Here is a 24,473-nt window from a genome sequence, read left to right on the forward strand (position 1 = left end):
TGAGCAGGGGCGGGGCATCATGAGCGGTGTGTCCGTCCTCCCCGATGCCCTCGAAGACGCGCTGGAAGAGTCGCTCGGGCGCTTTCCCGTGCCGGAGCTGACGCGGAACGTCCAGACGCTCATCCGGCAGTACCGGGAGGGCTTCGACCGGAGCGTCCCCGCGCTGGGCTCCGAGGCCGCCGTCGCCGCGTACGCCGGCTACCGCATGCCGGCGACCTACAGCGCCGTGGCCGCGGCGCTGCGCCAGGTCGCCCTGCTCGCGCCCGGCTTCGCGCCGATGACGCACGCCGACGTGGGGGGCGGGACGGGCAGCGCGGTGTGGGCCGCGAACGCGGTCTGGCCCGGCCTGACGGACGTCACCGTCCTCGAACAGTCCGCCTCCGCGATCGCCTTCGGCCGGCGGCTGGCCGCCCGCGCGTCCGCGGCGGCCGTACGGGAGGCCCGCTGGCGGCAGACGGTGCTCGACCGGGGGACGGCCGCGCCCGCGGCCGACCTGGTCACCATGTCGTACGTGCTCGGGGAGCTGTCACCCGGGGTCCGGGACGACGTGGTGCGGTCGCTGGCGCTGGAGTCGGCGCGGCACGCGGGCATGCTGGTGATCATCGAACCCGGCACGCCCGCCGGCTACGCCGGGATCGCCGCGGCCCGGCGGCTGCTGGCGGAGGCGGGCCTGCACATCGTCGCGCCCTGCCCGCACGACGGCGAGTGCCCGATCGTGGAGGGCCGGGACTGGTGCCACTTCGCGGTCCGGCTCAACCGCAGCGCCCTGCACCGCCGCGTCAAGGACGGCACGCTGAGCTTCGAGGACGAGAAGTTCTCCTACGTCGCGGCGTCGGCCCGGCCGTGGCCGCGCGCCGAGAGCCGGGTCGTGCGCCACCCGCTGAAGCGCAAGGGGCTGGTGACGCTGCGCCTGTGCACGAACGGCGACGGGCTCGCCGACCACCCCGTCTCGAAGCGGCAGGGGGAGGCCTACCGCGAGGCGCGTGACGTCGCCTGGGGCGACGCCTGGCCCCCGCCCGCCGTCTAGGACCCCATTCCGTGGACGGTGGTGACCTGCACGAGGCCGGAGATGGTGAGCACCGGGGCGAGCAGGTCGTTGGCGACGAGCTCGATGCGGGGGGCGTGCGCGAACAGCACGGTCAGCCCGGCGCTGTCGAGGTACTCGACCGCGCTGAGGTCGACCAGCAGGGCGTGGCCGTCCACGGAGGCGCCGGACAGCGCACCGGACAGCGCGGCGTCGAGCTCGCCCGCGTTGCTCATGTCGATCTCGCCGCTGACGGTGAGGACCGGGGTGCCGTCGGAACGGCGAGACGGAGCCATGGTCAGGGGAGTCGTCATCGGGGGATCCTCGCGTGCATGTCGACGGTGGTGCCGGCGGCACCGGGATGGATGGTGACGCGCTGCATCAGGGCGCGCATCAGGGCGACCCCGCGGCCGCGGTGCGTGTTGGCCTCCGGTCTCGGCGATTTCCAGTTGCCGCTGTCGGCCACGGTCAGGTAGAGATCGCCCGCGGTGGCGACCGCCCGTAGTCGCACGGTGCGCCCGGGGGCGTCGCGGTGGCCGTGCTCGATCGCGTTGGCGCAGGCCTCGCCCGCCGCGACCAGGATGTTCTGGATCATCGCGGGGTTCAGCTCGCACCGGTTCAGCCAGTCGCGCAGGGCCGTACGGACCGGGGCGAGCTGGCTCGACTCGGCGGGGAAGGCAACCTCCAGCGGCGCGGGCTGGCGGTACAGCAACAGCGCGACGTCGTCGCTGTATCCGGTGTCCGGCGCCATCCGGCGCATGACCTGTGTCGCGAGGTCCTCGATCGGGGCCGAGCGGCCGTCCTGCACGGCGGCGCTCGCCTGGTCGATGCCGGTGGTCAGCGCCCTCCGGCGGCGTTCGACGAGGCCGTCGGTGTAGAGCAGCAGCGTCGACCGCGCCGGCATCGTGCGCACGTCCTCGGGCCGGGGACGGCCGGGCCAGACCGCGAGCGGCGTGGAGCGCCCGCCCTCCAGCAGTTCGGTCCTGCCGTCGGGATGGGCCAGGATGCCCGGCAGGTGACCGGCGCTGGAATAGACGAGACGGCCGGTCGTGGTGTCGAGGACGCCGCAGAAGACGGTCGTGCACCGGGCGCCGGGCACCAGGGCGGCGAACTTGTCGAGGGCGGTCAGCACCTGGGCCGGCCCCGCCTCCTGCAGCAGCAGGGCCCGGCAGGCGCTGCGGAGCTGGCCCATGACGGCGGCGGCCTCCAGGCCGCGCCCCACGCAGTCGCCCACCACGATGCCGATGCGCTCGTCCGGCAGCGGCACGATGTCGTACCAGTCGCCGCCCACCTCCAGCGGGCGGGTGGCCGGCTCGTACCGTACGGCGAAGCCGGCGGGCAGGTGGGAGGGGCCGAGGATGGCCCGCTGCAGGGCGACCGCGGCCTCACGCTGCTGGTCGAGCTGGTGCACCCGGTGCAGGCCCTGGCCCAGATGACCGGTCAGCAGCGCGAGCAGCGTCTGGTCCTCGGCCGTGAAGGGCCGGTTCTGGCCGAGATCTATCCACAGGGTGAGGATTCCGGCGGGATGCTCCAGGCTGACGCCCGCGCCGTCCGCCTCGCTCGCGAGCGGGCGCAACGGCGGGTAGCCGCGCAGCTCGGCGAGCCGGTCCCGCAGCTCCGCGGGCAGGTCGAGCCAGCCGGTCCCCTTCCCGGTCCCAGTCGCGTGCCCGGCCTCGGTCCCTGTCTCGGTCCCGGCCTCGCTTACGGGACCGGCGCGGAAGAGCGTGGGCTCCACCTCGTCGTGCCACAGCGCGGCCGTCACGTGCCGGGCCCGCCAGACCTCGCGCAGCTCCGCGAGCGCCCCCGTCAGCGCGTCGGACACGCTGCCCGCCTCGGAGACGCGCACGCTGAGCGCGGCGAGGGCGGTCTCCCGCTGGACGAGATAGTGCTCGGCGGTGACGTCGCGCAGGGTGCCGACGATCCGGCGCTCGCCGGTGCCGGGGTCGGCGACGGCGACGAAGGTGGCCGCCACCCAGACCTGGTGCCCGTCGCCGTGACGGAGCGGCACCACGCAGCTTCCGCTGCCGTGGCTCGTCACGCGCTGGTACGCCTCGGCGAGCCTCCGGTACGTCACCGGGTCGTCGGTCTCGGCCGGCAGCCAGGGATGACGCGGAAGATAGGGGAGCCCCTCGGGGCCGTACCCGACGATGTCGGCGAAGGCCGCGTTGACCTCGATGACCGCGCCGTTCTCGTCGGCGACGAAGAACGCCTCCTGCAACGACTCGATCATGGCGGCGTGCCACCGGAGATGGTGGGCGCGCAGGCGCGCCCGCTCCACGGTGGCCCGCACCCGCGCGAGCAGTTCGTCGGCGGAGAACGGCTTGACCAGGTAGTCGTCCGCGCCCGCGTCCAGCCCCTCGATGCCGGCCTCCTGTCCCGCGCGGGCCGACAGCAGCAGGACCGGGACCGCGGCGGTGCGGGGGTCGGCCCGCAGCGCCGCCACCAGCCGCAGGCCGTCCAGGCGGGGCATCATCACGTCGCTGACGACGAGGTCGGGAGCGTCGGCGCGGACGGCCTCCAGCGCGGCCTGGCCGTCGGTGACCACGTCGACCTCGTACGCCGGCCGCAGCAGGCGCCGCAGATAGTCCCGCATGTCGGCGTTGTCGTCGGCGACCAGGATCCGCGGACGCGGCCCGTCCGCACGTGCCGCAAGGGCCTCGGTCTCGTCCTCCGGCGACTCCGGTCCCTCGGGAAGCCAGCGCAGGGCCTCCTCCACGTACGGAGCGGCGGACCGGGCGGCGCTTGCGGCAGTGTCCGTCGACGCAGTGTCCGTCGAGGCGGTGTCCGGGGGTGGCGGCGCGACCAGGCCGTCGGGCGGCAGATGCGCGGAGCCGAAGGGCAGGCGGATGGTGAACGCGGTGCCCTCGCCCTCGGCGCTCTCGGCGTCGATCGTGCCGCCGTGGAGGCCCACCAGCTCCTTGACCAGCGCCAGCCCGATGCCGCTGCCCTCGTTCGACCGCGACCGCGCGCTGTCGACGCGGTGGAAGCGCTCGAACAACCGGGGCAGCTCGTGCCGGGGGATCCCGATCCCGGTGTCGGCGACGGTGACGACCGCGTGGCCGTCCTTCGCGCGCAGCGTGACCCGTACGGAGCCGTCGAAGGTGAACTTCAGGGCGTTGCTCAGCAGGTTGAGCACGACCTTCTCCCACATGCCCCGGTCGACGTACACCGGTTCGTCCAGGGGAGGGCAGTCCACCTCGAAGGCGAGCCCGGCCTTCTCGACGGCCGAGCGGAAGACGCCGGCGAGGTCGGTGGTGACGGCGGCGAGGTCCACCGGTTCGTAGCGGGCCCGCATGCGACCGGCCTCGATGCGGGAGAAGTCCAGCAGGGTGTTGACGAGCTTGCCCAGCCGCAGGCCGTTGCGGTGGACGACGTCGAGCTCCGCGCGCAGCCGGTCCGCGGGCACCCGCTCGCCGTCCCCGGCCAGCGCGGTGCGCAGCTCCTCCACCGGTCCCATGATCAGGGTCAGCGGGGTGCGGAACTCGTGGCTGACGTTGGAGAAGAACGCCGTCTTGGCCCGGTCGAGCTCGGTCAGCTCCTCGGCGCGGCGCTGCTGGAGCTGGTAGGCCACGGCCGCGTTGACGAGGGCGGCGGTCTGCCGGGCCACCAGGCCGAGGAACGACTCGTACGCCTCGTCGAGGGCCCGGCCCGCGCTGGCCGCGAGCACCATCACCCCGATCATCCCGCCGCCGGTCTCACCGGCCAGCGGCAGCACCACGGCCTGCGTGGGAGGGGTCTGCCAGCCGCCCGAGGGCAGCGCCCCGAACCGCTCCGCCACGTCCGTCAGCACGACGGACTCCCCGGTGCGCAGCACCTGGTCGACCGGCCAGCCGCCGGGGCCGCCGGGCAGCGGGGAGACGTTCGCGTCGCGCGGGCTCGTCGCGGCCGGCGTCAGCTCGTCCGTGCCGGGGCGGCGCAGGTAGATCGCCGAGAAGGGCACGTCGGCGCCCGACCGCTCCAGCGCCTCCGCGACGAGCCGGCACGCCTCGGCGACGCTGCGGGCGTGCCCGGCCTGGGCCCCGAGGTCCTGCAGCACCGCCAGGCGCCGCTCCCCGATGAACCGCTCGGTGGTGTCGCTGACCGCGGTGAAGACTCCGCGTACGACGCCGTCGTCGTCGTGCAGCGGGCTGTAGGAGTACGTCCAGTACGTCTCCTCCCAGTAGCCGTGCCGGTTCATCGGCAGCAGCAGGTCCTCCGACCAGGTCGCCTCGCCGGAGTCCATCACCGAGCGCAGCATCGGGCCGATCGTGTGCCAGATCTCCGTCCAGACCTCGTCGCCCGGCTTGGCCAGGGCGGGGTGCTTGGACCCGAGCAGCGGCAGGTAGGCGTCGTTGTAGAGGAAGCGCAGCTCCTCGCCCCACCACACGATCATGGGGAAACGGGAGGTGAGGCAGATCCGGCAGGCGGTGCGCAGGCTCGCGGGCCAGGTGCCCGGGTCTCCCATGGAGATCCCGGACCACGGATAGCCGCGCATCCGCCGCGCCATCTCGCCGCCGCCGGGGAACAGGAGCTCCACCGGCTGACCGTCCTCGGCAGACATCGGTCCCGCCGCTTGCTCGTCGCCCACGCGTCTTCTCCCTCGACGGCCGGGCCGCCGCGGGCCGGCCCGGGTCGTGCCGCCCTGTCGGGCGAGTCCGGCAGGTCAGGGAAGGAACAGTTCAATGGTTTCGTAGGATAGGGCAAACGTTTGACGGGTGACGCGGGCCCCCTGGGGGCGCGCCCCGGTGACAGGTGAGGAGCCCGAGGTCAGCACGGTCGAGGAAGCACCCGGCAGGCCCGCGGTGGCGGACTCCGATGAGGAGGCGCCCCGGCTGGAGGCCGTGCGCCGATACGCGGCCCTGGAGACCGCGTCCGGCGGGGCGTTCGACCGGGTGGCCGCCCTGGCCGCGCGAATCTTCCAGGCGCCCTTCGCCACGGTGACGATCGTCGGGGACGACCTCGTCCGCGTGATCGCCGCGCACGGCCCGCCCGCGCGCCGCGCGATCGCCGAGGTCTCGATCATGGAGCCCGTGATCGTCGAATCTCCGACCGTCGAGGCCCCGATCGTCGGGACCCTGTGCGCCGCGGCCGTACGGCACGACGGCCCGCACGCCGTCTCCGACGCCCGGTTGCACCCGGGAGCGGCCGGCGACCCGGCGGTGCGCGGCGAGCCGGGGATCAGGTTCCACGCGGCGGCGCCGATCGTGACGCCCGACGGCGAGCCGCTGGGCAGCGTCAACGTCATGGACACCCGCCCGCGCGAGGCCGGCGAGGAGGAGCTCGCCTGCCTGCGGGACCTGGCCGACCTCGTGATGGACGAGCTTCAGGTGCGGCTGGTCACGCAGCGCACGGTGGAGATCGAACGGCAACTCCGCGCGGGCGCGGAACGGCTGGCCCGCACGTTGCAGCGGACCCTGCTGCCGCCCGCGCTGCCCCGGGTGCCGGGCCTGCGCGCGGCCGCCGCCTATCACCCCGTCTCCGCCGACGAGGTCGGCGGAGACTTCTACGACCTGTTCCCCCTCGACGGCGACCGGTGGGGGTTCTTCCTTGGCGACGTCTGCGGCAAGGGCGCCGGGGCCGCCTCCCTCACCTCGCTGGTCCGCTACACCCTGCGCGCCGCGGCGGTGTACGACGCCGATCCGCACGCCGTGCTGGCCAATCTCGACGCGGTGCTGCAGCAGGAGCACGCGGGCGGCGACATTCCGGCGCCGTACTGCACCGCGGTCTTCGGGGTCCTGCAACCCGACGGCGACGGTTTCGGTGTCACGCTCGCCACCGGGGGTCACCCACCGGCGCTCGCGGTGCGGGCGGACGGGGTGGTCGAACCCATCCACCCGGCCGGCGGGCAGTTGATCGGCATCCTCAGGAACCCGCACTTCGCCCAGGTCGGCGCCCGCCTGAACGCGGGGGACGCGTTGTTGCTCTACACTGACGGCCTCACCGAAGCCCGCACCGAGACCGGCTCGATGCTCGACGAGGACGGCCTGACGGCCTGCCTCGCCGCGGCCGGGCCGACGAGCGCCGACGCCCTGTTGGACACGGTGCACGACCTGATCACGGCCCTGGGCGAGGGAGTGTCCGACGACACCGCGGTCCTCGCCCTGTCCGTCCCGCCCGCCACCCGATCATCGTCCTCCGGGAGCCAAGGTGCAGCATGATCACGGCTTGACCGTCACCCTTCAACCGGACGCCGCAGGGCCACGCGTGCTGGTGGTGACCGGCGATCTGGATCACCACACCACTCCCCGGCTGCGCGCTGCCCTGGAGGAGGTGCCCTTCGCTCCCGGCGTCGACCTGGTGATCGACCTGTCCGGCCTGACCTTCTGCGACTCGACGGGCATCGCCACGCTGGTGGCCGCACACCAGCGCGCGCACGACGCCGGTGGCGCCCTGCTCCTGGCGGGCCTGGAGCAGGACATCGCCCGGGTCTTCCACATCATGGGCCTGGACCAGCTGCTCGCCTTCTACGACTCCCCCGAGGAGGCCGTACGCGCGGTGAAGGACCGGCGCGAGTCGACGGCGTGACGTGACTCAGGAGGCCGCGGCGCCGATGACGACCGTGAGGTTCTGCCTGATGTCACAGTTCGTGACCCGGCGGCAGAAGCCGTCCTCCACGTTGCTCGCGCCACCGGCGGTGCTGGCTCTGGTGTGCTGGTGACCACGGCTGTGGGTGGGGCTGTCCAGGAACACGACGTTCCGGTCGCGGGTGCCGTTCCCGATCGAGGCCGGGCCCCTTCCCGCCGGCGGATCCTCCGCCCGCCGGCCGGCCGCCGCCGCGGGGAGGGCGAGGAGGGCCTGCGTGATGACCGCGCCGGAGAGCAGCCCCGCGAGGAGCGGGACGCGGCGGCGCCCGCCGCGCGCTCCGCGGTATGACTGAGCCATTCGCCACCGTCCTGTGCACGCAATCCCGATCCGGGTCGGGCACAGCGTAATATCGGCGGTCGTCGAGCGGATTCCCCGGCGCGCGTCTTGTCATATTCTTGCCCATCGCGAATAGGCGACCGCGAACAAGCGGCCGATATCCGCCGGAGGACGGGCCGGATGCCGCAGGACCCGATCAGTGTCCTCCCAGCGTCACGTTTCCCCGGGTGGTGGGGAAACTCGTGTTGCTGCCCCAGATGTGCTGCGGGACGCCGCAGCCGGGCCGGTGCCTGCAGTTGGCGGCCTGCGTGTTCACCGCCGCGTCCACGCCCGCGACGACCTGCTGGACGCCGAAGGCGTTCCGCTGGCTGCCGGTCAGCAGGTAGGCGCGGTTGTTCAGGCCGTTGTTGATCACCCATCGCGTGCCCGATGCGTTGGCGTCGCCGCCACCGCCGCCCCAGCCCCGGCCCGCCGCTGCGGCGCTGCCCGGCGAGAGCGCGACGCCCGCGCTCGTGACCGCCAGCGCGCCCAGCGCCAGCAGGCGTGCCGCCGAGTCGATGAGCGCGTTTCGCGCCGTGTGACGAGCCATTGTCCTTTACGCCCTCTCGGTTCAGCATCCGGGTGGAATACACCGGGCATCTACCCCGTGGGGCCGCGCACGTCACCGCCGCATGGAAATGATTACCGCCGCACTGACCTCATGGCGGTCTTTTTGGCGTCACGTCGGCTTTTGGGGGATATACCCCCCGAAAATTCCTGCTCCGACGCCCATATTCTCTGGGTCGCCTCACAGCGGCGGAACCACCGCCGGCAGGCCGTGCTCTGGGCGTTGGAGACGCCGCCGACGCCGATCGTCTGCTGCTGGATGCCGCCGTTCCTCGCGCTGCCCACCGCCAGGTGGCTGGTGTTGTCGATGCCGTTGCCCACGCGGACCAGGGCGCGGTTGCCGTTGCGGTCGCCGCCGTCGGCCCGGAGCGCCACCGCGTCCGCGGCGGGCGGCGCGACGGACCAGGCGATCGCGATCGCCAGGACCGTCACGATCGCCAGGGCCAGGGGGACGAGAACCCGTACGGCGGCCGGCCGGTCACGCACGCCGTTCACCCGTCCGGGTGCGATCGCGACGACCGGCACGCGCCGACGCGGAGGCGGACGCCTGCACCTTCTGCGTCAGCACGCAGTGGCGGACGTGCGGCTTGCACTGGCCGCCCTGCACGCTGCTCACCCCGCCGATCCCCGCGGAGAACTGGTACAGGACCCCGCTGATGCGGCTGCTGCCGATCGTCACCATGTTCCGGTTGTCGGAGCCGTTGCCCACGCGCACGGCCGAGTCGTTCCCGTTGCCGTCACCGGTCCCCGTGTGTTGACCGGCGGGCGTGCGGGACCGGGCGGAGGCGGCGGCCGTGCCCGCGCCGGTCACCAGGGTCGTCACCAGGGCCATCATCAGGGCCGGCGCGAGTGCGATCGCCACCGCGGCGGGCCGTGCGACGGCACGGCGCGAGCGCACGCGAAGGGTGTCGGAGGTGGGAGTGATCGGCATCGCTGTGCCTCTACCCCGCCGACCGGCCCCCGTCTCCACTCTCGCCGAACCCGGGCCCGATGATTGCCACCCCTTGGCAGAACCTCCAAGGCCGAACATAGGGGCGCCCGCGCTGCTTTCAGTAGGCGCTCAGCCCGTTGAGCCGCGCCAAGCAGCACACCCGGACCCGGATAAGAGCACCGAGGCGCCGGTCGACGTCCCCGAGCTGGAACGCCTGGAGCACCTGCGCGGGCTGCTGCCCGCCGGCAAGGTCGGCGCTCTCCCGAAGCTGCTCCTGTTCGCCCGGTCCGGGTTCTCGGCGGCGCTGGTGCGGCTCGCCGGCAGACGGCCCGACGTGGAGCTCGTCCACCTGGACCGTCTGTACGGCGGAGACTGAGGGGCCGGGGCCCGCCGGGGGCGGCCCCCGGCGGGTTCTACTTGCCGAAACCGGCGGTCAGGCCGCTGAGCAGCTGACGACGGCCGACGGTGTAGAGGACCAGGATCGGCACGATGGTCAGCACCACGGAGGCGAGCACGGCGGGCACGTTCACGCCGTACGGCCCGCCCTGGAAGGCTGCCAGCCCCAGCGGCAGGGTGCGCTTGTCGGGGCTCTGGGTGAGGATCAGCGGCAGCAGGAACCCGTTCCAGACGTTCAGCGCGTTGTAGATCGACACCGTCACCACGGCCGGCCGGGTCAGCGGGAAGGCCAGGCGCCACAGTGTCATCCACTCGGTCGCGCCGTCCATCCGCATCGACTCGAAGAGCTCCTTGGGCACGTCCCGGATGAAGTTGGACAGCACCAGCACCGACAGCGGGATCGCGAAGGCGATCGACGGCAGGACCAGCGCCGTCAGCGAGTCGTAGAGGCTCAGCTTGATGATCAGTAGGTAGATCGGGATGACGGTCGCCTGCAGCGGGATGGCCAGGCCCATGAGGAAGAGCGAGTTCACCCCGCGGAGGAACCGGCTGGCTCTGCCGCTCCGGACGATCGCGTACGCCGCCATGAACGAGAACAGGACCGACGGGATCACCGTGCCGACGGCGACGAGGAGGCTGTTCAGGAAGTACAGCGGGAAGTCCATCTCGATGACGAGCCGGTAGTTGTCCAGCGTCGGATCGGAGGGCGGCAGCAGCGGGTTGGTCACGTAGTAGTTGCTCTGCGTCTTGAAACTGGTGATCACGATCCAGTAGATCGGGACGATCACCACGGCGAGCCAGAGCCAGCCGATGAGCCCGCCCAGCCAGTTGGGGCGCTGGCTGGGCGTTGCGGGGCGGCGTCCGCGCGAGTGGGCCGCGGTGGGGCGCTTCGCCGCCGCCGGCGTGTGGGTCGCGGTCACGGTCAGGCCCCTTCGAGCTGGCTGGCGTTGGGGTCGCGGCCGCCGAGCCGGCGCAGCAGCAGCGCCAGGGCGAGGCCGACGAGAACGAGGATGACGCCGATCACGCAGGCCGCTCCCATGAGGTTGGCCTGGAAGCCGCGCTTGTACATGTCCAGGGCGAGCGCGCGGGTGGCGTCGGAGGGGCCGCCCTCGGTCAGCACGAAGATCAGGTCGAAGAAGGTCAGGGAGCCGACGATCATCAGCGTGGACGACGTGATGATCGTGTACTTGAGCTGCGGCAGGGTGATGTTGAAGAACATGCGGACCCGTCCCGCGCCGTCCAGCTCCGCGGCCTCGTACAGCGAGCGCGGGATCTGCCGTACACCACCCTGGTAGAGCAGCGAGTGGAACGGGATGAACTGCCACGACACCACGAAGATCACGACGCCGAGGGCGAGGCCGGGCTCGCCGAGCCAGTCCTGGGTGAGCAGGTCGATGTGCAGCCCCGCGCCGAGCCCGAAGTTGGGGTCGAGCAGCGCCTTGTAGGTGATCGCGATGGCCGCCGAGCTGAGCAGCAGCGGGATGAAGTACAGGACCGCGAGCAGCTCGCGGTAGCGCTGGTGTCCCGCGAGGAACACCCCGATCAGGATGCTGGCCGGGGTCTGGACCGCCCAGGAGAGCGCCGTGATCAGGAACGTCACCCACAGCGCGTGCGGCAGGCCGGGGTCGGACAGCACGGACTGCCAGCTCTCCAGCCCGGTCAGCTGGATCGTGCCGAGCGTGTCCCAGGACGTGAAGCTGAGCAGCAGCACCCCGATCAGCGGAATCACCGCGAAGGCCACGAAGGCCAGCAGGGCCGGAAGTGCCAGCCACGGCAGGACGCCGCCGCCGCGCGCCTTGGGCGCGGCGGCGGACGACGTCCGTCCGGTGGCGGTCGCGGACATGGTCACTTGCCGATGACCGCGTTCATGTTCGTGGCGAACTGCTGCGGCGAGATCGACAGCTGGAACAGCTTGGCGATGTTGTCCAGCAGCACCTCGGCCGCGGTCGGGCTGAGCGCCTGGTCCCAGGACTGGGCGAACACCTTGGCCTTGCTCGCGACGCCGTAGACGAAGTTCAGGAACTCGGCGTCCTTGGAACCGGTGAACAGCTTGTCGGAGCCGTTGACGATCGGCACGCCGCCGGTGCCGACCCATTCCTTCTGCTCGGCCTCGTCGAGGACGCCGGAGGCGAAGAACTTCTTCGCGATCTCCTTCTGCTCGGGCGTCGCCTTGGAGGAGATCGACAGGTACTGGCCCGGGTTGCCGACGGTGTCGCTCGGGTCGCCCTTGCCGCCGTCGATCGGCGGGAAGTTCATGAAGCCGAGGCCTCCGCTGGAGACGAAGTCGCCGCCCTGCGCCTGCTGGATGCCGTACGACCAGCTGCCGTGCAGCATCATCGCGGCCTTGCCGGTGTAGAGCAGCGCCTGGTCGGCGTTCGAGTCGGCGGTGATCGAGGAGAAGCCCTTGATGAACCCGTTGGCCTTGATGAGCTCCTGCATCTTGGTCAGGGCCTCGATGGACGCGGGGTTGTTCCAGGCGTCCTTCTCGCCGTCGAAGACGGCCTGGAACACCTCGGAGCCGCCGGTGCGGTCGAAGAGGAACTCCAGCCACATCATGTTCGTCCAGCGGGACTGGCCGCCCAGCGAGAACGGCGCGATGCCCTGGGCGTTGAACTTCTTCACCAGGTCCAGGATGTCGCCGTACGACTGCGGCGGCTGCACCCCGACCTTCTCGAAGACCTTCTTGTTGTAGAACAGGACGATCGGCTGCACCGTCTCGCACGGCATCGCGTAGATCTTGCCGTCGATAGTCGCGGCGCCGAAGGCGCCGGGGAACAGCCGGTCCTTCACCGCGGCGTTCTCACCGAACCACGAGGTGAGGTCCTCGACCTGGCCGGCCTGCACGTAGCTGCGCAGACCGCCGCCGCCCCAGCCCCAGATGATGGTGGGCGCCTGGCCCGCGCCGATCGCGGTCTTGATCTTCGTCTTGTACGCGTCGTTCTGGATGACGTTGAAATCGATCTGGCCATTGGGGTTGGCCTGGTTGAACCGCTTCACGGCCGCGGTCCGCGGCGCCTCACCGGGCGGGCCCGAGAGGAACCAGTAGCTGGCCTTGGCCCCGCCCCCGTTTCCGCCCGCGGCGGCGCCGCTCGCGGCACCGCCGCTCGGGGCCGGGCCGGACGTGCCACAGGCCGCCAGCGCGGCGCCCAGGGGAAGGCCCATCGAAAGGGAAAGGAAAGCACGGCGAGATGTAGACCTGGACTCCACGCTGTTCTCCGTACGTCGCATGCCGAGGCTGAGCGCGGCTCGCCGAACATCGGATGCGGTGGCCGGCGAACTGGATCAACACCGTGATCAGCACCGTGGGCGCCTCCGCCCCACTCCTCCTTGAAGTCAGGCCGTCGAAACATTTCGACACAAGCCGCGTGGCACGCCAATTTAGATAGGCGTTACCAACGTGTCAAGGCTCCTCTCACACCCTCGGCACAGGCGGGTTAGCCGTGTGTAGAGTACTTTCGCATGGGCGTCTAGCTGGTGATCTCGTGAAACATCCGTGTTTCAACAGATTCCGCGGCCAGGCCTCGAAATGTTTCGAAACTCTTTCTTGAGGAGAGCAGATGACGGCGCTCGACCGGACCCCCGCGACGGACCGGATCCTCCGGCCGTGGCAGGACCCCGCGCTTCCCGTGGCCGACCGGGTGGAGGCCCTCCTCGAGGAGATGACCCTTGAGGAGAAGATCGGGCAGCTCGGCAGCCGGTGGATCGGCAACGACATGCAGGACGAGCAGGTCGCCCAGCCGGAGGAGGACACCGGCACGCACAACGTGGCGCCCATGCAGGACGTGTTCGCGGCCGCGGGGACGGTGCCGTTCGAGGAGTCGGTGCGCCACGGGCTCGGCCATCTGACGCGGGTGTTCGGCAGCACCCCGGTGACGGCGGCGGAGGGCGCCGCGGAGGTGGTGCGACTGCAGCACGAGGTGGTGAAGCACTCCCGGCTGGGCATTCCGGCGCTGGTGCACGAGGAGTGCCTGACCGGTTTCACCACCTACGGCGCGACGGTCTACCCGACCGCCATCGCCTGGGGCGCGACGTTCGACCCCGGCCTGGTGGAGCGGATGGCCTCGGCGATCGGGCGGGACATGCGCGCCGTGGGCGTCCACCAGGGCCTGTCGCCCGTGCTCGACGTGGTGCGCGACTACCGCTGGGGGCGGGTCGAGGAGACCCTGGGCGAGGACCCGTACCTCGTCGCGATGCTCGGCTCGGCGTACGTGCGCGGCCTGGAGAAGGCGGGGGTCATCGCCACGCTCAAGCACTTCGCCGGATACTCCGCGTCCCGGGCGGCCCGCAACCACGGCCCCGTGCCGATGGGCCGGCGCGAGCTGATGGACACGATTTTGCCGACGTTCGAGACCGCGATCGCGGAGGGCGGCGCGCGCTCGGTCATGAACTCCTACTGCGACCTGGACGGCGTTCCCTCCGTCGCCGACCCGTGGCTGCTGACCGAGGTGCTGCGCGAGGAGTGGGGCTTCACCGGGACCGTCGTGTCGGACTACTGGGCGGTGGCGTTCCTGGCCACGATGCACCAGGTCGCGGCGGACGCCGAGGACGCGGGCGTGCAGGCGCTGAGCGCCGGGATCGACGTCGAGCTGCCCGACACGCTCGGCTTCGGCCAGCACCTGGCCGACCGGGTGCGGCGGGGCGAGCTGCCCGAGGCCCTGATCGACCGGGCCGCGCGCCGGCTGCTCACCCAGAAGATCGAGCTCGGCCTGCTCGACCCCGACTGGACTCCGGAGAAGTCGGTGGCCGAGTCGGAGACGGTGGACCTGGACTCGGCCGGCAACCGGGAGCTGGCCAGGGAGCTGGCCGAGCGGTCCGTCGTCCTGCTCGACGCGGGCGCCGCGCTGCCGCTGCTCGGCGAGGGGCGCCCGGAGCTGCGCCGGGTGGCGGTGGTCGGGCCCTGCGCGGAGGACCCGCGCACGTTCATGGGCTGCTACTCCTTCCCCAACCACGTGCTGCCCCGCTATCCCGGGCTCGGGCTCGGCGTGGAGGCACCCGGCCTGCTCGACGCGCTGCGGGCCGAGCTGCCGGACGTCGAGATCGTGCACGAGCGGGGCTGCGACTGGCGGGACGCGGACCGCTCCGGCTTCGCGGACGCGCTGCGGGCGGCCCGCGAGTCGGACCTGTGCGTGGCCGTCGTCGGCGACCTCGCCGGGATGTTCGGGCAGGGCACCTCGGGCGAGGGGTGCGACGCCGAGGACCTGCGGCTGCCCGGGGTCCAGGAGGACCTGCTGACCGAGCTGGCCGCCACCGGCACGCCGGTCGTCGTGGTGGTCGTCTCGGGCCGGCCGTACGCGCTGGGGGACGTGCACGACAACGCCGCCGCACTCGTGCAGGCGTTCATGCCCGGGCAGGAGGGCGGGGCGGCGATCGCGGGCGTCCTGTCCGGCCGGGTGCAGCCGTGCGGGAAGCTGCCGGTGCAGATCCCCCGCAGCCACGGCGGCCAGCCCGGGACCTACCTCCAGCCGCCGCTCGGCGCCGACAGCCACGGCATCAGCAACCTCGACCCGAGCCCGCTGTTCCCGTTCGGCTACGGCGCCTCCTACACCACCTTCGAGATCGGCGAGCTGGAGATCAGCGCGACCGAGGTGCCCACGGACGGCGAGTTCACCGTGTCGGTGCGCGTGCGCAACACCGGCCCGCGCGCGGGCGAGGAGGTCGTCCAGCTCTACCTGCACGACGTGCTCGCCCAGGTCACCCGGCCGGTGCGGCAGCTCACCGGCTTCGCCAGGGTCCGGCTGGAGCCCGGCGAGAGCGCGCGGGCGACCTTCACCGTCCACACCGACCGCACCGCCTTCACCGGACGCGACCTGCGGCGGGTGGTCGAGCCCGGGGACCTCGACGTCCTCGTCGGCACGTCGGCGTCGGACCTGCCCTGCCGGGGCCGTGTACGGCTGACCGGCCCGCTCCGCCACGTCGGCCGTGGCCGCCGGCTCGTCACCCCCGTGGAAGTGATCCCCGAAGCGGCGACCCCTGTGGGAGTGACCCCGGCGCCGGGGGCCGGCGCCACGCGACAGGGAGGATCAGATGGCGGCCAGTCGTAGACGGGCCACGCTGGCGACGGTCGCGGCCTCGGCGGGGGTCTCGGTCGCGACCGTGTCGAAGGTGCTGAACGGCCGCAGCGACGTCGCCCCGGCGACGCGTTCCCTGGTGCTGTCGCTGCTCGCGCAGCACGACTACGTCGCGCCGCCGCAGCGCCGGGGCGAGCCGGCCGCCTCCGACACGGTCGAGGTGGAGTTCGACGACGACCTCAACCCGTACTCGACCGAGATCGTCCAGGGCGCGGTGGAGGCCGGGGCCGAGCTCGACGCGTCGATCGTGGTGAGCATCCGGCGCTCCGCCGACCGCACGGGGGGATGGGCCCGCGGGCTGGTCGCGGCCGGGCGGCGGGCGCTGGTCGCCGTCACCGGCGAGCTGACCGGGGGGCAGCTCGGCGCCCTGTCCCGGGCGCGGCTGCCCCTTGTGGTGATCGATCCGCTGAACCTGCCGAGGACCCGGGTGACCAGCGTCGGCTCCACGAACTTCGCCGGAGGCCTGGCCGCCACGCAGCACCTGCTCGGGCTGGGCCACCGGCGCGTCGCCCACCTCGGCGGCCCGGCCACCGCGGCCTGCACCCAGGCCAGGCTGCACGGTTACCGGGCCGCGATGGAGGCGGCGGGCGTCTCCGTACCCGCCGGGTATGTGCGGACGGCGCACTTCCACTACCAGGACGGGATCGAGGGCGGCGCGGCCCTGTTCGATCTCCCCGAGCCACCCACGGCGATCTTCGCCGGGTGCGACGAGATCGCGTTCGGGGTGCTGGAGGCCGCCAGGGCGCGCGGGCTGCGGGTGCCGGAGGACGTCAGCGTCGTGGGGTTCGACGACACCCAGATCGCCCGGATGGCCTCGCCGCCCCTCACGACCGTACGCCAGCCCCTGCGGGAGATGGGCGCCGTCGCGGTGCGCACGGCGCTGCGCCTGGCGGCGGGGGAACGGATCGAGTCGCACCACGTCGAGCTCGCCACCGAACTCGTGGTGCGCGGGTCGACCGCGCCCGTCGCGACCATGGACACTCCGGCGGCCGCCCCGGAAGACACCCCGGCGGACGCCCGCCGGGGTCGGGCGTACACAGCCTGACCAGGCCGAACGTAGGCTGGGCCACGTAGGCTGGGATGGACTGTCCGTCCGGGGGGACGGCCACGTCCGCGCGCTTCGGGTCGCGCGACCGCTGGGGGAGGCGGAGATGTCCGATCGGTCATTACCATTCGCCGCGCATCCGCGGGTGTGCACCCAGGACGTCGACGAGGCCCAGGCCAGAGTCGGCGAGGTCCTCGGCCGCTACGAGCTGCGTCCCGTGGAGCCCGGCGCTCACATCGACGCCTGCATGACGGGCATCGAGTTCGACGGCATCGGTCTGTACTGTCTCGGCTACGGTGCGGCGGTGTCGATCATTCCTCAGATGATCGACAGGCACCTCCTCGTCTCGTTGCCGCTCGCCGGTGTCGCCGAGGTGTCCCACGGGTCCGAGCGGATCACGTCGACCCCCGAGCTCGCCTCCGTGCTGTCGCTGACCAGGCCCATGTCGGTGCGGTGGTCGGCCGGGCACTGCGGGCTGTTCACCCGGTTCGACCGCGGAGCGCTCGAAAACCAGCTCGGCAGGCTGCTCGGGCGGCGCCCGGACCGGCCGCTCGCGTTCTCACTGGGCATGGACCTGACGCGGCCCCCCGCCCGTTCCTGGCGGTCGGTCGCCGAACTCCTCCGCAACGAGGCCGAGACCGGCGGCGGCATGCTGGAGCAGCCGCTCGTCGTCAGGCAGCTGGAGGGGCTGCTGATGACGCAGCTTCTCATCGCACAGCCCAGCAACTACAGCGACGCGTTGTGCGGCGGGCAGCGGAGGGTGGCGCCGCCCACGGTGAGGCGGGCCGTGAGCCTGATCGAGGAGCACGCGGACGAACCGCTCACCGTGGAGGACATCGCCGAGGCCGTGGGGGTGAGCGCGCGGGCGTTGCAGGAGGGGTTCCGGCGTCACCTGGAGAAGACGCCCATGGGATACCTGCGTGAGGTGCGCCTCGACCGGGCGCGGGCCGAGCTCGCGGTCACCGATCCGGTCGCCGCGACCGTCACCGACGTCGCCTACCGGTGGGGGTTCGCCCATCTCGGCCGGTTCTCGCTGGCCTATCGGCAGCGGTTCGGGGAGTCGCCCTCCGACACCCTGCGTCGCTGATCACGGCCCGGGCTGATGAGGGCCCGAGCCGGTCAGCAGGCGGGCAGTTCCGCCCAGTAGGTCGCGGAGTCGGAGCGGACGTCGGCGCCGTGACTGAGCGCCAGCGCCTCGACGACGTCGCCGCCGCGTCCCCGCTCGTCCGACGCGGGCGCGCTGCCCGGCCACATGGGCGCCGCTCCCGAGTCGCCGACCTCGACGCGTACGACGTCTCCGTGGAGGGACAGCCGCAGCTCGGCCGGCGGCAGGGCGTGGAGCACGGCGTTCGTGACCAGTTCCGAGATCACGAGTACGGCGTCCTCGGCGGTGTCCCGGGACAGGCCCCACTCCGCCAGCACGTCGCGCGCCCGGCGGCGCGCCCCGCCGACCGCCTGGAAGGAGTGGGACACCGGATATGTGTAGACGGCCGTCGCGGCCGTGGAGATATCGGCACGATCCATGATCTGTACGTTCATCGTCTTGTGCTCCCTGATCACCAGCGCGGGACCCGTCCGGAGAGCCCCGCCGTGACCCTCCCGGCGAGGAGGCGTCCAGCTGGTGAGAGCGTGCATATCCCCACGTTATGTGGGTCGCTCAATTCGTGCTATCCCGAAGACGAGGCATGACGTCCACATTACGAACCCCCCGTTCCCTCCCGGACTCCACCAAGGCCGATCTCCCGCGTCCCGGCCTCGGCCCGTACCGCCGCAGGTGGCCGCCGGAGCGTGAATTGTCCCTTCTACCAGGGGGAACGTAGGCTGAGTTCGTGTCGGTCCACACAGAACGCGCCTCGCCCGGATCGTGTGACCGCAGAGGGGCTGGGGGCACGCCCGGTCAGCCGCCGGCGCTCGCCGCGCGTCCGCGGCTGCGCACCCATGACCTGGAGGAGGCCCAGGTCAGGATCGGAGAGGTGCTTGGCGCACACCAGGTGCGCGTCGCGAGCACCGGCGCCCATGTCGACGCCTGGCTGTACGGGTTCCAGCTGGAGAGCGTCGGCCTCTTCAGCTTCGGCTACGGGCCGGAGGTGCTGGTCACACCCGAGGTGCAGGACAGCCATCTCCTTGTCGGGATGCCGCTTGCCGGCCACGTGGAGGTGTCCCAGGGCCGGGAGCTGATCGAATGTACCCCCGAAGTCGCTTCCGTGCAGTCGCTGACGCGGCCCACGTCCATACGATGGGCCGAGGGCAGGCAGTTGATCGCCAGGTTCGGCCGTCCGGCGATGGAGGCCCACCTGGGCAGGCTGCTCGGGCGGCGGCCGGATCGGCCGCTCACGTTCTCCCTGGGGATGGATCTGACGCGGCCCCCGGCCCGTTCCTGGCGATCGCTGGTCGAGCTCCTCCGCAACGAGGCCGAGGCCGGCGGCGGCATGCTGGAGCAGCCTCTCGCCGTCAGGCAGCTGGAGGGACTGCTGATGACGCAGCTGCTGCTGACCCAGCCGAGCAACTACAGCGACGCGTTGTCCGGCGGGTGGCGGAAGGTCGCGCCGCCCACGGTGAGGCGGGCCGTACGGCTGATCGAGGAGCACGCGGACGAACCGCTCACCGTGGAGGACATCGCCGAGGCCGTGGGGGTGAGCGCGCGGGCGTTGCAGGAGGGGTTCCGGCGTCATCTGGAGAAGACGCCCATGGGCTACCTGCGAGAGGTCCGCCTCGAACGGGCCCATGCCGAACTCGCGGTTCGCGGTCCGGAGACCGCCACGGTCACCGATGTCGCGTACCGTTGGGGATTCACCCATCTCGGCCGGTTCTCCCTGGCCTATCGTCAGCGATTCGGGGAGTCTCCCTCGCGGACCCTGCGGCACTGAAGCCGGCAAGAGGGCTGTGCCCGCAGCTCCACCCAGTGAATGACGGACTTCGGCCGGATGTCGGCGCCGTACCTGACCGCGAGCGCTCCGACGACGGCGTCGCCGCGTCCGCAGTACACCGGCGCGAAAGTGCCGCCGGGCCGCACGGGTGCCGTCCCCGAGTCCGCGACCTCGATCCGTACGAGGTCCTCCAGCAGGAAGAGTCGCAGTTCGGTCGGGGGAAGAGCGTGGAGCACGGCATTCGTGACCAGCTCGGAGACCACGAGCAGGGCCTCCTCCACGGCATCCTCCGACAGTCCCCATGTCGTGAGCGGGCCGCGCGCCCGGTGCCGTACGGCGGCGACCGCCTGCGGCGTGTGGGGCACCGGACTGGTGTACACAGCCGTGGGCGCCGCGGCCCCGGCGACGTAGGCAGGGTTCATGAGTTGTGCGTCCATCGTGGCGTCCTGCTCCTCGGCCACCGGCCGGCGGACTCCTCACGGAGCCGACCCGCGGCCGGAGTGTCTGGGCGTCGTCACTGGTCGGTGTGCGCGAGGAGCTTCCCCTCGCCCACCTTCGCGGCCACCCCGCCGGGACCCTCCCGACGGGAAGTCACCCGGCTGGTGGAAGCGGCCGTATCTGCACGTTATGTGTGCTCGGCAGGGCCGACTATCCCGGAGGCGAGGCTTCGGTGTCCACGGTACGAACCGCCGCCTTCCGTCAAGCCGCAGATCAGGGCCGTGCCGTGCCCCGGCGGCCGGCGGCGCGCATGGTGTGCGCCCTCCACAGCAGGCATGCGGACGGGCGGCTGGCACCGCTCAGGGCCTCACCGGCCGGGTCCCTGCTCGGCCGATCGGGCTGTGAGGGCTTAGCGTATGAGTCATGATTCGCGTGTTCCTGGTGGACGACCACGAAGTCGTACGGCGAGGCGTGGCCGCGCTGCTGGATGCCGAGGACGACATCGAGGTGATCGGCGAGGCGGGGACGGCGGAGTCGGCCGTGGCCCGCATCCCGGCCCTGCGGCCCGACGTCGCGGTGCTTGACGTGCGCCTGCCCGACGGCAACGGCGTTGACGTCTGCCGGGAGGTCCGCTCGAAGGTGCCCGGCCTGGCCTGCCTGATGCTGACCTCCTTCGCCGACGACGAGGCGCTGTTCAACGCGGTGATGGCCGGCGCGGCCGGCTACGTGCTCAAGCAGATCCACGGCTCCGACCTGGTCGGCGCGGTGCGGACGGTGGCCGCCGGGCAGTCGCTGCTCGACCCGCAGACCACCGCCGCGATGCTGCACCGGCTGCGCGACCAGGCCACCAGGAAGGATCCGCTGGCCGCCCTGTCCGACCAGGAGCGCCAGATCCTGGAACTGATCGGCGAGGGCCTGACCAACCGGCAGATTGGCGAGCGGATGTTCCTGGCCGAGAAGACGGTCAAGAACTACGTGTCGAACCTGCTCGGCAAGCTCGACATGCAGCGCCGCACCCAGGCCGCCGCCCTGGCCGCCCGCCTCAAGGCCGAACACGACTAGCCGCGTGTGAGCCGCCGCGCGGCGGCGGTCATTCGCGGAGGGGGATGGTCCACTCCAGGCGGGTGCCGCCGCCGGGGGGCGAGGTGAGGGCGAAGGCCCCGCCGAGCCGCTCGGCGCGGTCGGCGAGGTTGCGCAGGCCGCTGCGGCGGCCCTCGGCGGGGACGCCGACGCCGTTGTCCTCGACCACGAGCGTCAGCCGGTCGCGGGCGGCGTCGAGGGTGACGTCGGCCCGCGAGGCCCTGGCGTGGCGGACGATGTTCGACAGGGCCTCGCGCAGCACGGCGAGCAGGTGCTCGGCCGCCTGCGGGGGCACCCGGCTGTCCAGATGGCCCTCCAGGCTCAGGCCCGGCATGAAGCCCAGGTGTCCCCGGGCGCTCTCGACCAGGTCCACCACCTGGGCGCGCAGGCTGGGAGAGCTGTCCTCGCGCGGCGTCTGCAGGGCGAAGATGGTCGAGCGGATCTGCCGGATGGTGGTGTCCAGCTCGTCGATCGCGGTCTGGAGGCGGGAGGACGCCTCGGGGCGTTCGACCAGCCGCACCGTGCTCATCAGGGTCATCGCGACGGCGAACAGCCGCTGGATGACCACGTCGTGCAGGTCCTTGGCGATGCGGTCGCGGTCTTCGAGCAGGCCGAGCCGCTCGGCGTCCCTGCGGGTGTCGGCGAGTTCCAGCGCCACCGCCGCCTGCCCGGCGAAGGCGTGCAGCATGCGCAGTTCCGACCGGCTGAAGGGCATCCGCCCGGCACGCTTCACCAGGGCGAGCACGCCGCGGACCGCGCCGGGCGCGCCGAGCGGCACCGCCGCCACCGGCCCCGCGGGAGCGCTGATCGCCCAGGCGAACGTCTCCTCGTCATCGCCGTCGTCGTCGAGCATCAGCGGCTCACCGCTGAGGAAGGCCCGCCCGGCCAGCGAGCCCTGGATCGGCACCTGCCCGTCGTACGCGGAGCCGTCCGGGCCCGTCCGCTCCTGATCCTCGGGGTCGTACGAGTCGCCGGGATCGGCCGGGTCCGCTGAGCCGGTGCGCTCCAGCGCCAGGTGCAGCGCGTCGCTGCCGGCGCGCGGCAGCAGGATCGCGACGCCGTCGGCGGCGCTCATCTGGTGGGCCCGGTGCGCGATGAGGGTGAGCACCTCCTGCGGCTCGGCGCCGGAGAGCAGGCGGGTGGTGATCTCGGCGGACGCCTGCAGCCAGGTCTCCCGGCGGCGGCTCTCCTCGTACAGGCGGGCGTTCTCGATGGCCACTCCGGCGGCGGTGGCCAGGGCGACCACGATCGCCTCGTCGTCCTCGTCGAACTGCCCGCCGCCGCGCTTCTCGGTCAGGTAGAGGTTGCCGAACACCTCGTCGCGGACCCGGATCGGCACCCCGAGGAACCCGCCCATCGGCGGATGGCCGGGTGGGAAGCCGTACGACTCGGGGTGCTGGGAGATGTCGGCGAGGCGCAGCGTCCGCGGCTGCTTGATCAGCAGGCCGAGCAGGCCGAGGCCGTGCGGCCAGTGCTCGATCCGGGCGATCTCCTCCTCGCTCAGCCCGACGGGGACGAACTGCACCAGCGTGTTGTCCTCGCCGATCACGCCCATCGCACCGTAGGTCGCGTCCACCAGGGTGGCGGCGGTCGCCACGATGCGGCGCAGCACGACTTCCAGATCCAGGTCGCTGCCGATGGAGACCACCGCCTCCAGCAGCGCGTGGACGCGGTCGCGGGTGGCCAGCACCGCTTCGAGGCGTGCCTGCAACTCGGCCAGCAGGTCGTCCAGTCGCATGCTCGGAATCAGCGACCGGGACAGCTCGTGGTCGGTCATAGGGGGCAGTGTCGCATCGCGGACAGGCCAATGCCCACTCCCAGGGGGCGGGGAGTGGGCACTGGAGCCGGAGAGTCTCACCTGAGGATCGGGAAGCGGCGCACGAGCGGGGTGGCGGCCCACCATCCGCCGAGGCCGAACGTCTCGCCGGCCCGGGTCAGCGCCAGGCCCGCGAGGACGAGGGCGTAGACGATGTGCTCGTCCATGAAGGGGTTGGTGGTCAGCGGCAGCTCGGCGGCCCACATCAGGACCAGCAGCAGCCCGCCGGCGACGGCGGCGATCCGCATGCCCACGCCGAGGACGAGGGCGGCGCCGACGCCGAGCAGGCCGGTCATGAACAGCCAGTCGACCCAGCCCTGGCCGGCCAGGGCGCCGAACAGGCCGCCGAAGGTGTGGTCGGCGGTGCCCTTCAGGAAGCCGGTGGTCGGGCTGCCGCCGTTGACCCAGGCCTTGGCGGCGGGGGTGGCGAAGCCCCAGCCGAACAGCTTGTCGAGGAAGGCCCACAGGAACACCCAGCCGACGGCGATGCGGGCGGCGGCCCAGACATATCTCGCCGGGTCCGTGCCGGTCGCAGGGCCGGTCGCCGGGCCGGTCATCTGGGGAGCGGGAGGAGTGGCGGGAAAGAGGGGGGTCCTCTGGTGCCGCCCTTCGGTGATGGCCATGACCGGCCCCTTTCGCTGCGGTGGTCGCTTCTTTGTGCACTCCAAGCACACCGCGACACCACCTGCGCGGAGCAGAGCCGTACGGCACCCTCCGATCACTCCGAAGTCCCGTGATCGTGGGACCTTCGGCCCCTCGGTAAACCCCTGCGAAACCCATGCGCGGGGCCGCACGAGATCGGGGGGTGACCAACCACCCCGGTCTCGCACGACCCCGCAGCGCACTCTCGACGTGCGTCTACCCAACGGGTCCGACGTCATGCACGAGAGCGTTCTTCGTCATCTGCTCCAGGTCCACTTCTGGTTGGTGCCGCCGTGGCAGCTGTAGAGCTGGAGCTTGGTGCCGTTGCCGGTGCCGGCTCCGGTGGCGTCGATGCAGAGGCCGGACTGGACGCCGGTGATGGTGCCGTCGGAGTTGACCCGCCACTTCTGGTTGGTGCCGCCGTGGCAGGAGTAGATCTGGATCTTGGCGCCGTTGCCGCTGCCGCCGGCGTCGAGGCACTTGCCGCCGTAGACCCGGATCTCACCGGCCGAGGTGGACGTCCAGGTCTGGTTGGCCTGGCCGTTGCAGTCCCACAGCTGCACCTGGGTGCCGTCGTTCTGGCTGGCGCCGGTCACGTCGACGCAGCGGCCGGAGGCCACGCCCTTGATCGGCCCGCTGCCACCGGAGGTCGGGGTCGACGACGGCGTCACGGTAGGCGTGACGGTCGGCGTCACAGTCGGGGTCGCGGTCGGAGTGGCC

At 72.2% G+C, this 24,473-nt stretch carries 23 protein-coding genes; 9 read left to right on the forward strand and 14 right to left on the reverse strand.

Annotated elements, in window-relative coordinates; translation table 11 throughout:
• The first annotated feature begins 19 nt into the window (after window positions 1-19).
• On the forward strand, window positions 20-1,027 hold the full coding sequence (locus Mam01_RS18555) for a small ribosomal subunit Rsm22 family protein (RefSeq protein WP_204286545.1): 1,008 nt from the start codon (window positions 20-22) through the stop codon (window positions 1,025-1,027).
• On the opposite strand, the gene Mam01_RS18560 is transcribed toward Mam01_RS18555, so the two are convergent.
• Entirely contained in the window at window positions 1,024-1,338 is a 315-nt protein-coding gene (locus Mam01_RS18560; RefSeq protein ID WP_204286546.1) for an STAS domain-containing protein, read from the reverse strand. The genes Mam01_RS18555 and Mam01_RS18560 overlap by 4 nt on opposite strands.
• Window positions 1,335-5,591 (reverse strand): SpoIIE family protein phosphatase, encoded by a 4,257-nt coding sequence (locus Mam01_RS18565; RefSeq protein ID WP_239101418.1) that lies wholly within the window; start codon window positions 5,589-5,591, stop codon window positions 1,335-1,337. The genes Mam01_RS18560 and Mam01_RS18565 overlap by 4 nt, the downstream gene beginning before the upstream one ends.
• Before the next feature lie 157 nt (window positions 5,592-5,748).
• Between Mam01_RS18565 and Mam01_RS18570 the strand changes: the two genes are divergently transcribed.
• Window positions 5,749-7,161 (forward strand): PP2C family protein-serine/threonine phosphatase, encoded by a 1,413-nt coding sequence (locus tag Mam01_RS18570; protein ID WP_204286547.1) that lies wholly within the window; start codon window positions 5,749-5,751, stop codon window positions 7,159-7,161.
• Window positions 7,162-7,168: 7 nt separating this feature from the next.
• Window positions 7,169-7,528, forward strand: coding sequence for an STAS domain-containing protein (locus Mam01_RS18575; RefSeq protein WP_239101419.1), 360 nt, complete (start codon window positions 7,169-7,171; stop codon window positions 7,526-7,528).
• A 6-nt stretch (window positions 7,529-7,534) separates the two neighbouring features.
• Here Mam01_RS18575 and Mam01_RS18580 read toward each other — a convergent pair whose 3' ends face one another.
• The 4 genes from Mam01_RS18580 to Mam01_RS18595 all read right to left on the reverse strand — a co-directional run bounded on the left by Mam01_RS18580 (window position 7,535) and on the right by Mam01_RS18595 (window position 9,401).
• Window positions 7,535-7,885 carry a hypothetical protein gene (locus Mam01_RS18580; RefSeq protein WP_204286548.1) on the reverse strand — a complete coding sequence of 117 codons (351 nt, stop codon included), beginning with the start codon at window positions 7,883-7,885 and terminating at the stop codon, window positions 7,535-7,537.
• A gap of 175 nt (window positions 7,886-8,060) precedes the next feature.
• On the reverse strand, window positions 8,061-8,453 hold the full coding sequence (locus Mam01_RS18585) for a hypothetical protein (protein WP_204286549.1): 393 nt from the start codon (window positions 8,451-8,453) through the stop codon (window positions 8,061-8,063).
• Between the two features lie 92 nt (window positions 8,454-8,545).
• Window positions 8,546-8,956 (reverse strand): hypothetical protein, encoded by a 411-nt coding sequence (locus tag Mam01_RS18590; protein ID WP_204286550.1) that lies wholly within the window; start codon window positions 8,954-8,956, stop codon window positions 8,546-8,548.
• A complete protein-coding gene (locus Mam01_RS18595) occupies window positions 8,949-9,401 on the reverse strand; it encodes a hypothetical protein (RefSeq protein WP_204286551.1) in 453 nt (150 codons plus the stop codon). Before Mam01_RS18595 ends, Mam01_RS18590 begins: the two co-directional genes overlap by 8 nt.
• A gap of 73 nt (window positions 9,402-9,474) precedes the next feature.
• Between Mam01_RS18595 and Mam01_RS18600 the strand changes: the two genes are divergently transcribed.
• On the forward strand, window positions 9,475-9,777 hold the full coding sequence (locus Mam01_RS18600) for a hypothetical protein (protein ID WP_204286552.1): 303 nt from the start codon (window positions 9,475-9,477) through the stop codon (window positions 9,775-9,777).
• A gap of 37 nt (window positions 9,778-9,814) precedes the next feature.
• Here Mam01_RS18600 and Mam01_RS18605 read toward each other — a convergent pair whose 3' ends face one another.
• Genes Mam01_RS18605 through Mam01_RS18615 form a run of 3 tightly spaced genes read right to left on the reverse strand, consistent with a single transcriptional unit; the run spans window position 9,815 to window position 12,959 of the window.
• Complete coding sequence (locus Mam01_RS18605; protein WP_150933410.1) at window positions 9,815-10,717, reverse strand: carbohydrate ABC transporter permease; 903 nt, start codon at window positions 10,715-10,717, stop codon at window positions 9,815-9,817.
• A gap of 2 nt (window positions 10,718-10,719) precedes the next feature.
• The gene (locus Mam01_RS18610) at window positions 10,720-11,640 is read right to left on the reverse strand and encodes a carbohydrate ABC transporter permease (RefSeq protein ID WP_150933905.1); all 921 of its coding nucleotides are present in this window, start codon (window positions 11,638-11,640) and stop codon (window positions 10,720-10,722) included.
• A gap of 2 nt (window positions 11,641-11,642) precedes the next feature.
• Entirely contained in the window at window positions 11,643-12,959 is a 1,317-nt protein-coding gene (locus Mam01_RS18615) for an extracellular solute-binding protein (RefSeq protein WP_204286553.1), read from the reverse strand.
• Window positions 12,960-13,354: 395 nt separating this feature from the next.
• Here Mam01_RS18615 and Mam01_RS18620 point away from each other — a divergent pair, with 395 nt between their 5' ends.
• The 3 genes from Mam01_RS18620 to Mam01_RS18630 all read left to right on the forward strand — a co-directional run bounded on the left by Mam01_RS18620 (window position 13,355) and on the right by Mam01_RS18630 (window position 17,997).
• Entirely contained in the window at window positions 13,355-15,838 is a 2,484-nt protein-coding gene (locus Mam01_RS18620; protein ID WP_204286554.1) for a glycoside hydrolase family 3 N-terminal domain-containing protein, read from the forward strand.
• On the forward strand, window positions 15,822-16,910 hold the full coding sequence (locus Mam01_RS18625) for a LacI family DNA-binding transcriptional regulator (RefSeq protein WP_204286555.1): 1,089 nt from the start codon (window positions 15,822-15,824) through the stop codon (window positions 16,908-16,910). The genes Mam01_RS18620 and Mam01_RS18625 overlap by 17 nt, the downstream gene beginning before the upstream one ends.
• A gap of 106 nt (window positions 16,911-17,016) precedes the next feature.
• Window positions 17,017-17,997, forward strand: coding sequence for an AraC family transcriptional regulator (locus Mam01_RS18630; RefSeq protein ID WP_204286556.1), 981 nt, complete (start codon window positions 17,017-17,019; stop codon window positions 17,995-17,997).
• A 32-nt stretch (window positions 17,998-18,029) separates the two neighbouring features.
• On the opposite strand, the gene Mam01_RS18635 is transcribed toward Mam01_RS18630, so the two are convergent.
• Window positions 18,030-18,434, reverse strand: a complete 405-nt coding sequence (locus Mam01_RS18635) for an ATP-binding protein (protein WP_204286557.1) — start codon at window positions 18,432-18,434, stop codon at window positions 18,030-18,032.
• Window positions 18,435-18,739: 305 nt separating this feature from the next.
• On the opposite strand from Mam01_RS18635, the gene Mam01_RS18640 reads away from it, so the two are divergent.
• Window positions 18,740-19,777 (forward strand): AraC family transcriptional regulator, encoded by a 1,038-nt coding sequence (locus Mam01_RS18640; RefSeq protein ID WP_204286558.1) that lies wholly within the window; start codon window positions 18,740-18,742, stop codon window positions 19,775-19,777.
• Here the strand turns inward: Mam01_RS18640 and Mam01_RS18645 are convergent.
• Window positions 19,735-20,238: an ATP-binding protein gene (locus tag Mam01_RS18645; protein ID WP_204286559.1), complete on the reverse strand. Its 504-nt coding sequence runs from the start codon at window positions 20,236-20,238 to the stop codon at window positions 19,735-19,737. The two genes, Mam01_RS18640 and Mam01_RS18645, sit on opposite strands and share 43 nt — an antisense overlap.
• 400 nt (window positions 20,239-20,638) lie before the next feature.
• On the opposite strand from Mam01_RS18645, the gene Mam01_RS18650 reads away from it, so the two are divergent.
• Window positions 20,639-21,277: a response regulator gene (locus Mam01_RS18650; protein ID WP_150933404.1), complete on the forward strand. Its 639-nt coding sequence runs from the start codon at window positions 20,639-20,641 to the stop codon at window positions 21,275-21,277.
• A 28-nt stretch (window positions 21,278-21,305) separates the two neighbouring features.
• Here the strand turns inward: Mam01_RS18650 and Mam01_RS18655 are convergent, their stop codons facing one another.
• The 3 genes from Mam01_RS18655 to Mam01_RS18665 form a co-directional block, all read right to left on the reverse strand.
• Window positions 21,306-23,072 (reverse strand): sensor histidine kinase, encoded by a 1,767-nt coding sequence (locus tag Mam01_RS18655; protein WP_204286560.1) that lies wholly within the window; start codon window positions 23,070-23,072, stop codon window positions 21,306-21,308.
• Window positions 23,073-23,149: 77 nt separating this feature from the next.
• Window positions 23,150-23,668, reverse strand: coding sequence for a hypothetical protein (locus Mam01_RS18660; protein WP_204286575.1), 519 nt, complete (start codon window positions 23,666-23,668; stop codon window positions 23,150-23,152).
• A gap of 342 nt (window positions 23,669-24,010) precedes the next feature.
• On the reverse strand, window positions 24,011-24,473 hold a 463-nt coding region (locus Mam01_RS18665), incomplete at its 5' end, for an RICIN domain-containing protein (RefSeq protein WP_204286561.1).

Source organism: Microbispora amethystogenes (assembly GCF_016863015.1).
Classification (GTDB): Bacteria; Actinomycetota; Actinomycetes; order Streptosporangiales; family Streptosporangiaceae; genus Microbispora; species Microbispora amethystogenes.

Excerpts from the sequence above, each read along its gene's own strand:
- Mam01_RS18555 (WP_204286545.1), top strand. The coding sequence starts at position 20 with ATGAGCGGTGTGTCCGTCCTCCCCGATGCCCTCGAAGACGCGCTGGAA.
- Mam01_RS18560 (WP_204286546.1), bottom strand. The coding sequence starts at position 1,338 with ATGACGACTCCCCTGACCATGGCTCCGTCTCGCCGTTCCGACGGCACC.
- Mam01_RS18580 (WP_204286548.1), bottom strand. The coding sequence starts at position 7,885 with ATGGCTCAGTCATACCGCGGAGCGCGCGGCGGGCGCCGCCGCGTCCCG.
- Mam01_RS18585 (WP_204286549.1), bottom strand. The coding sequence starts at position 8,453 with ATGGCTCGTCACACGGCGCGAAACGCGCTCATCGACTCGGCGGCACGC.
- Mam01_RS18595 (WP_204286551.1), bottom strand. The coding sequence starts at position 9,401 with ATGCCGATCACTCCCACCTCCGACACCCTTCGCGTGCGCTCGCGCCGT.
- Mam01_RS18610 (WP_150933905.1), bottom strand. The coding sequence starts at position 11,640 with ATGTCCGCGACCGCCACCGGACGGACGTCGTCCGCCGCCGCGCCCAAG.
- Mam01_RS18615 (WP_204286553.1), bottom strand. The coding sequence starts at position 12,959 with ATGGGCCTTCCCCTGGGCGCCGCGCTGGCGGCCTGTGGCACGTCCGGC.
- Mam01_RS18620 (WP_204286554.1), top strand. The coding sequence starts at position 13,355 with ATGACGGCGCTCGACCGGACCCCCGCGACGGACCGGATCCTCCGGCCG.
- Mam01_RS18625 (WP_204286555.1), top strand. The coding sequence starts at position 15,822 with ATGGCGGCCAGTCGTAGACGGGCCACGCTGGCGACGGTCGCGGCCTCG.
- Mam01_RS18630 (WP_204286556.1), top strand. The coding sequence starts at position 17,017 with ATGTCCGATCGGTCATTACCATTCGCCGCGCATCCGCGGGTGTGCACC.
- Mam01_RS18635 (WP_204286557.1), bottom strand. The coding sequence starts at position 18,434 with ATGGATCGTGCCGATATCTCCACGGCCGCGACGGCCGTCTACACATAT.
- Mam01_RS18650 (WP_150933404.1), top strand. The coding sequence starts at position 20,639 with ATGATTCGCGTGTTCCTGGTGGACGACCACGAAGTCGTACGGCGAGGC.
- Mam01_RS18655 (WP_204286560.1), bottom strand. The coding sequence starts at position 23,072 with ATGACCGACCACGAGCTGTCCCGGTCGCTGATTCCGAGCATGCGACTG.
- Mam01_RS18660 (WP_204286575.1), bottom strand. The coding sequence starts at position 23,668 with ATGACCGGCCCGGCGACCGGCCCTGCGACCGGCACGGACCCGGCGAGA.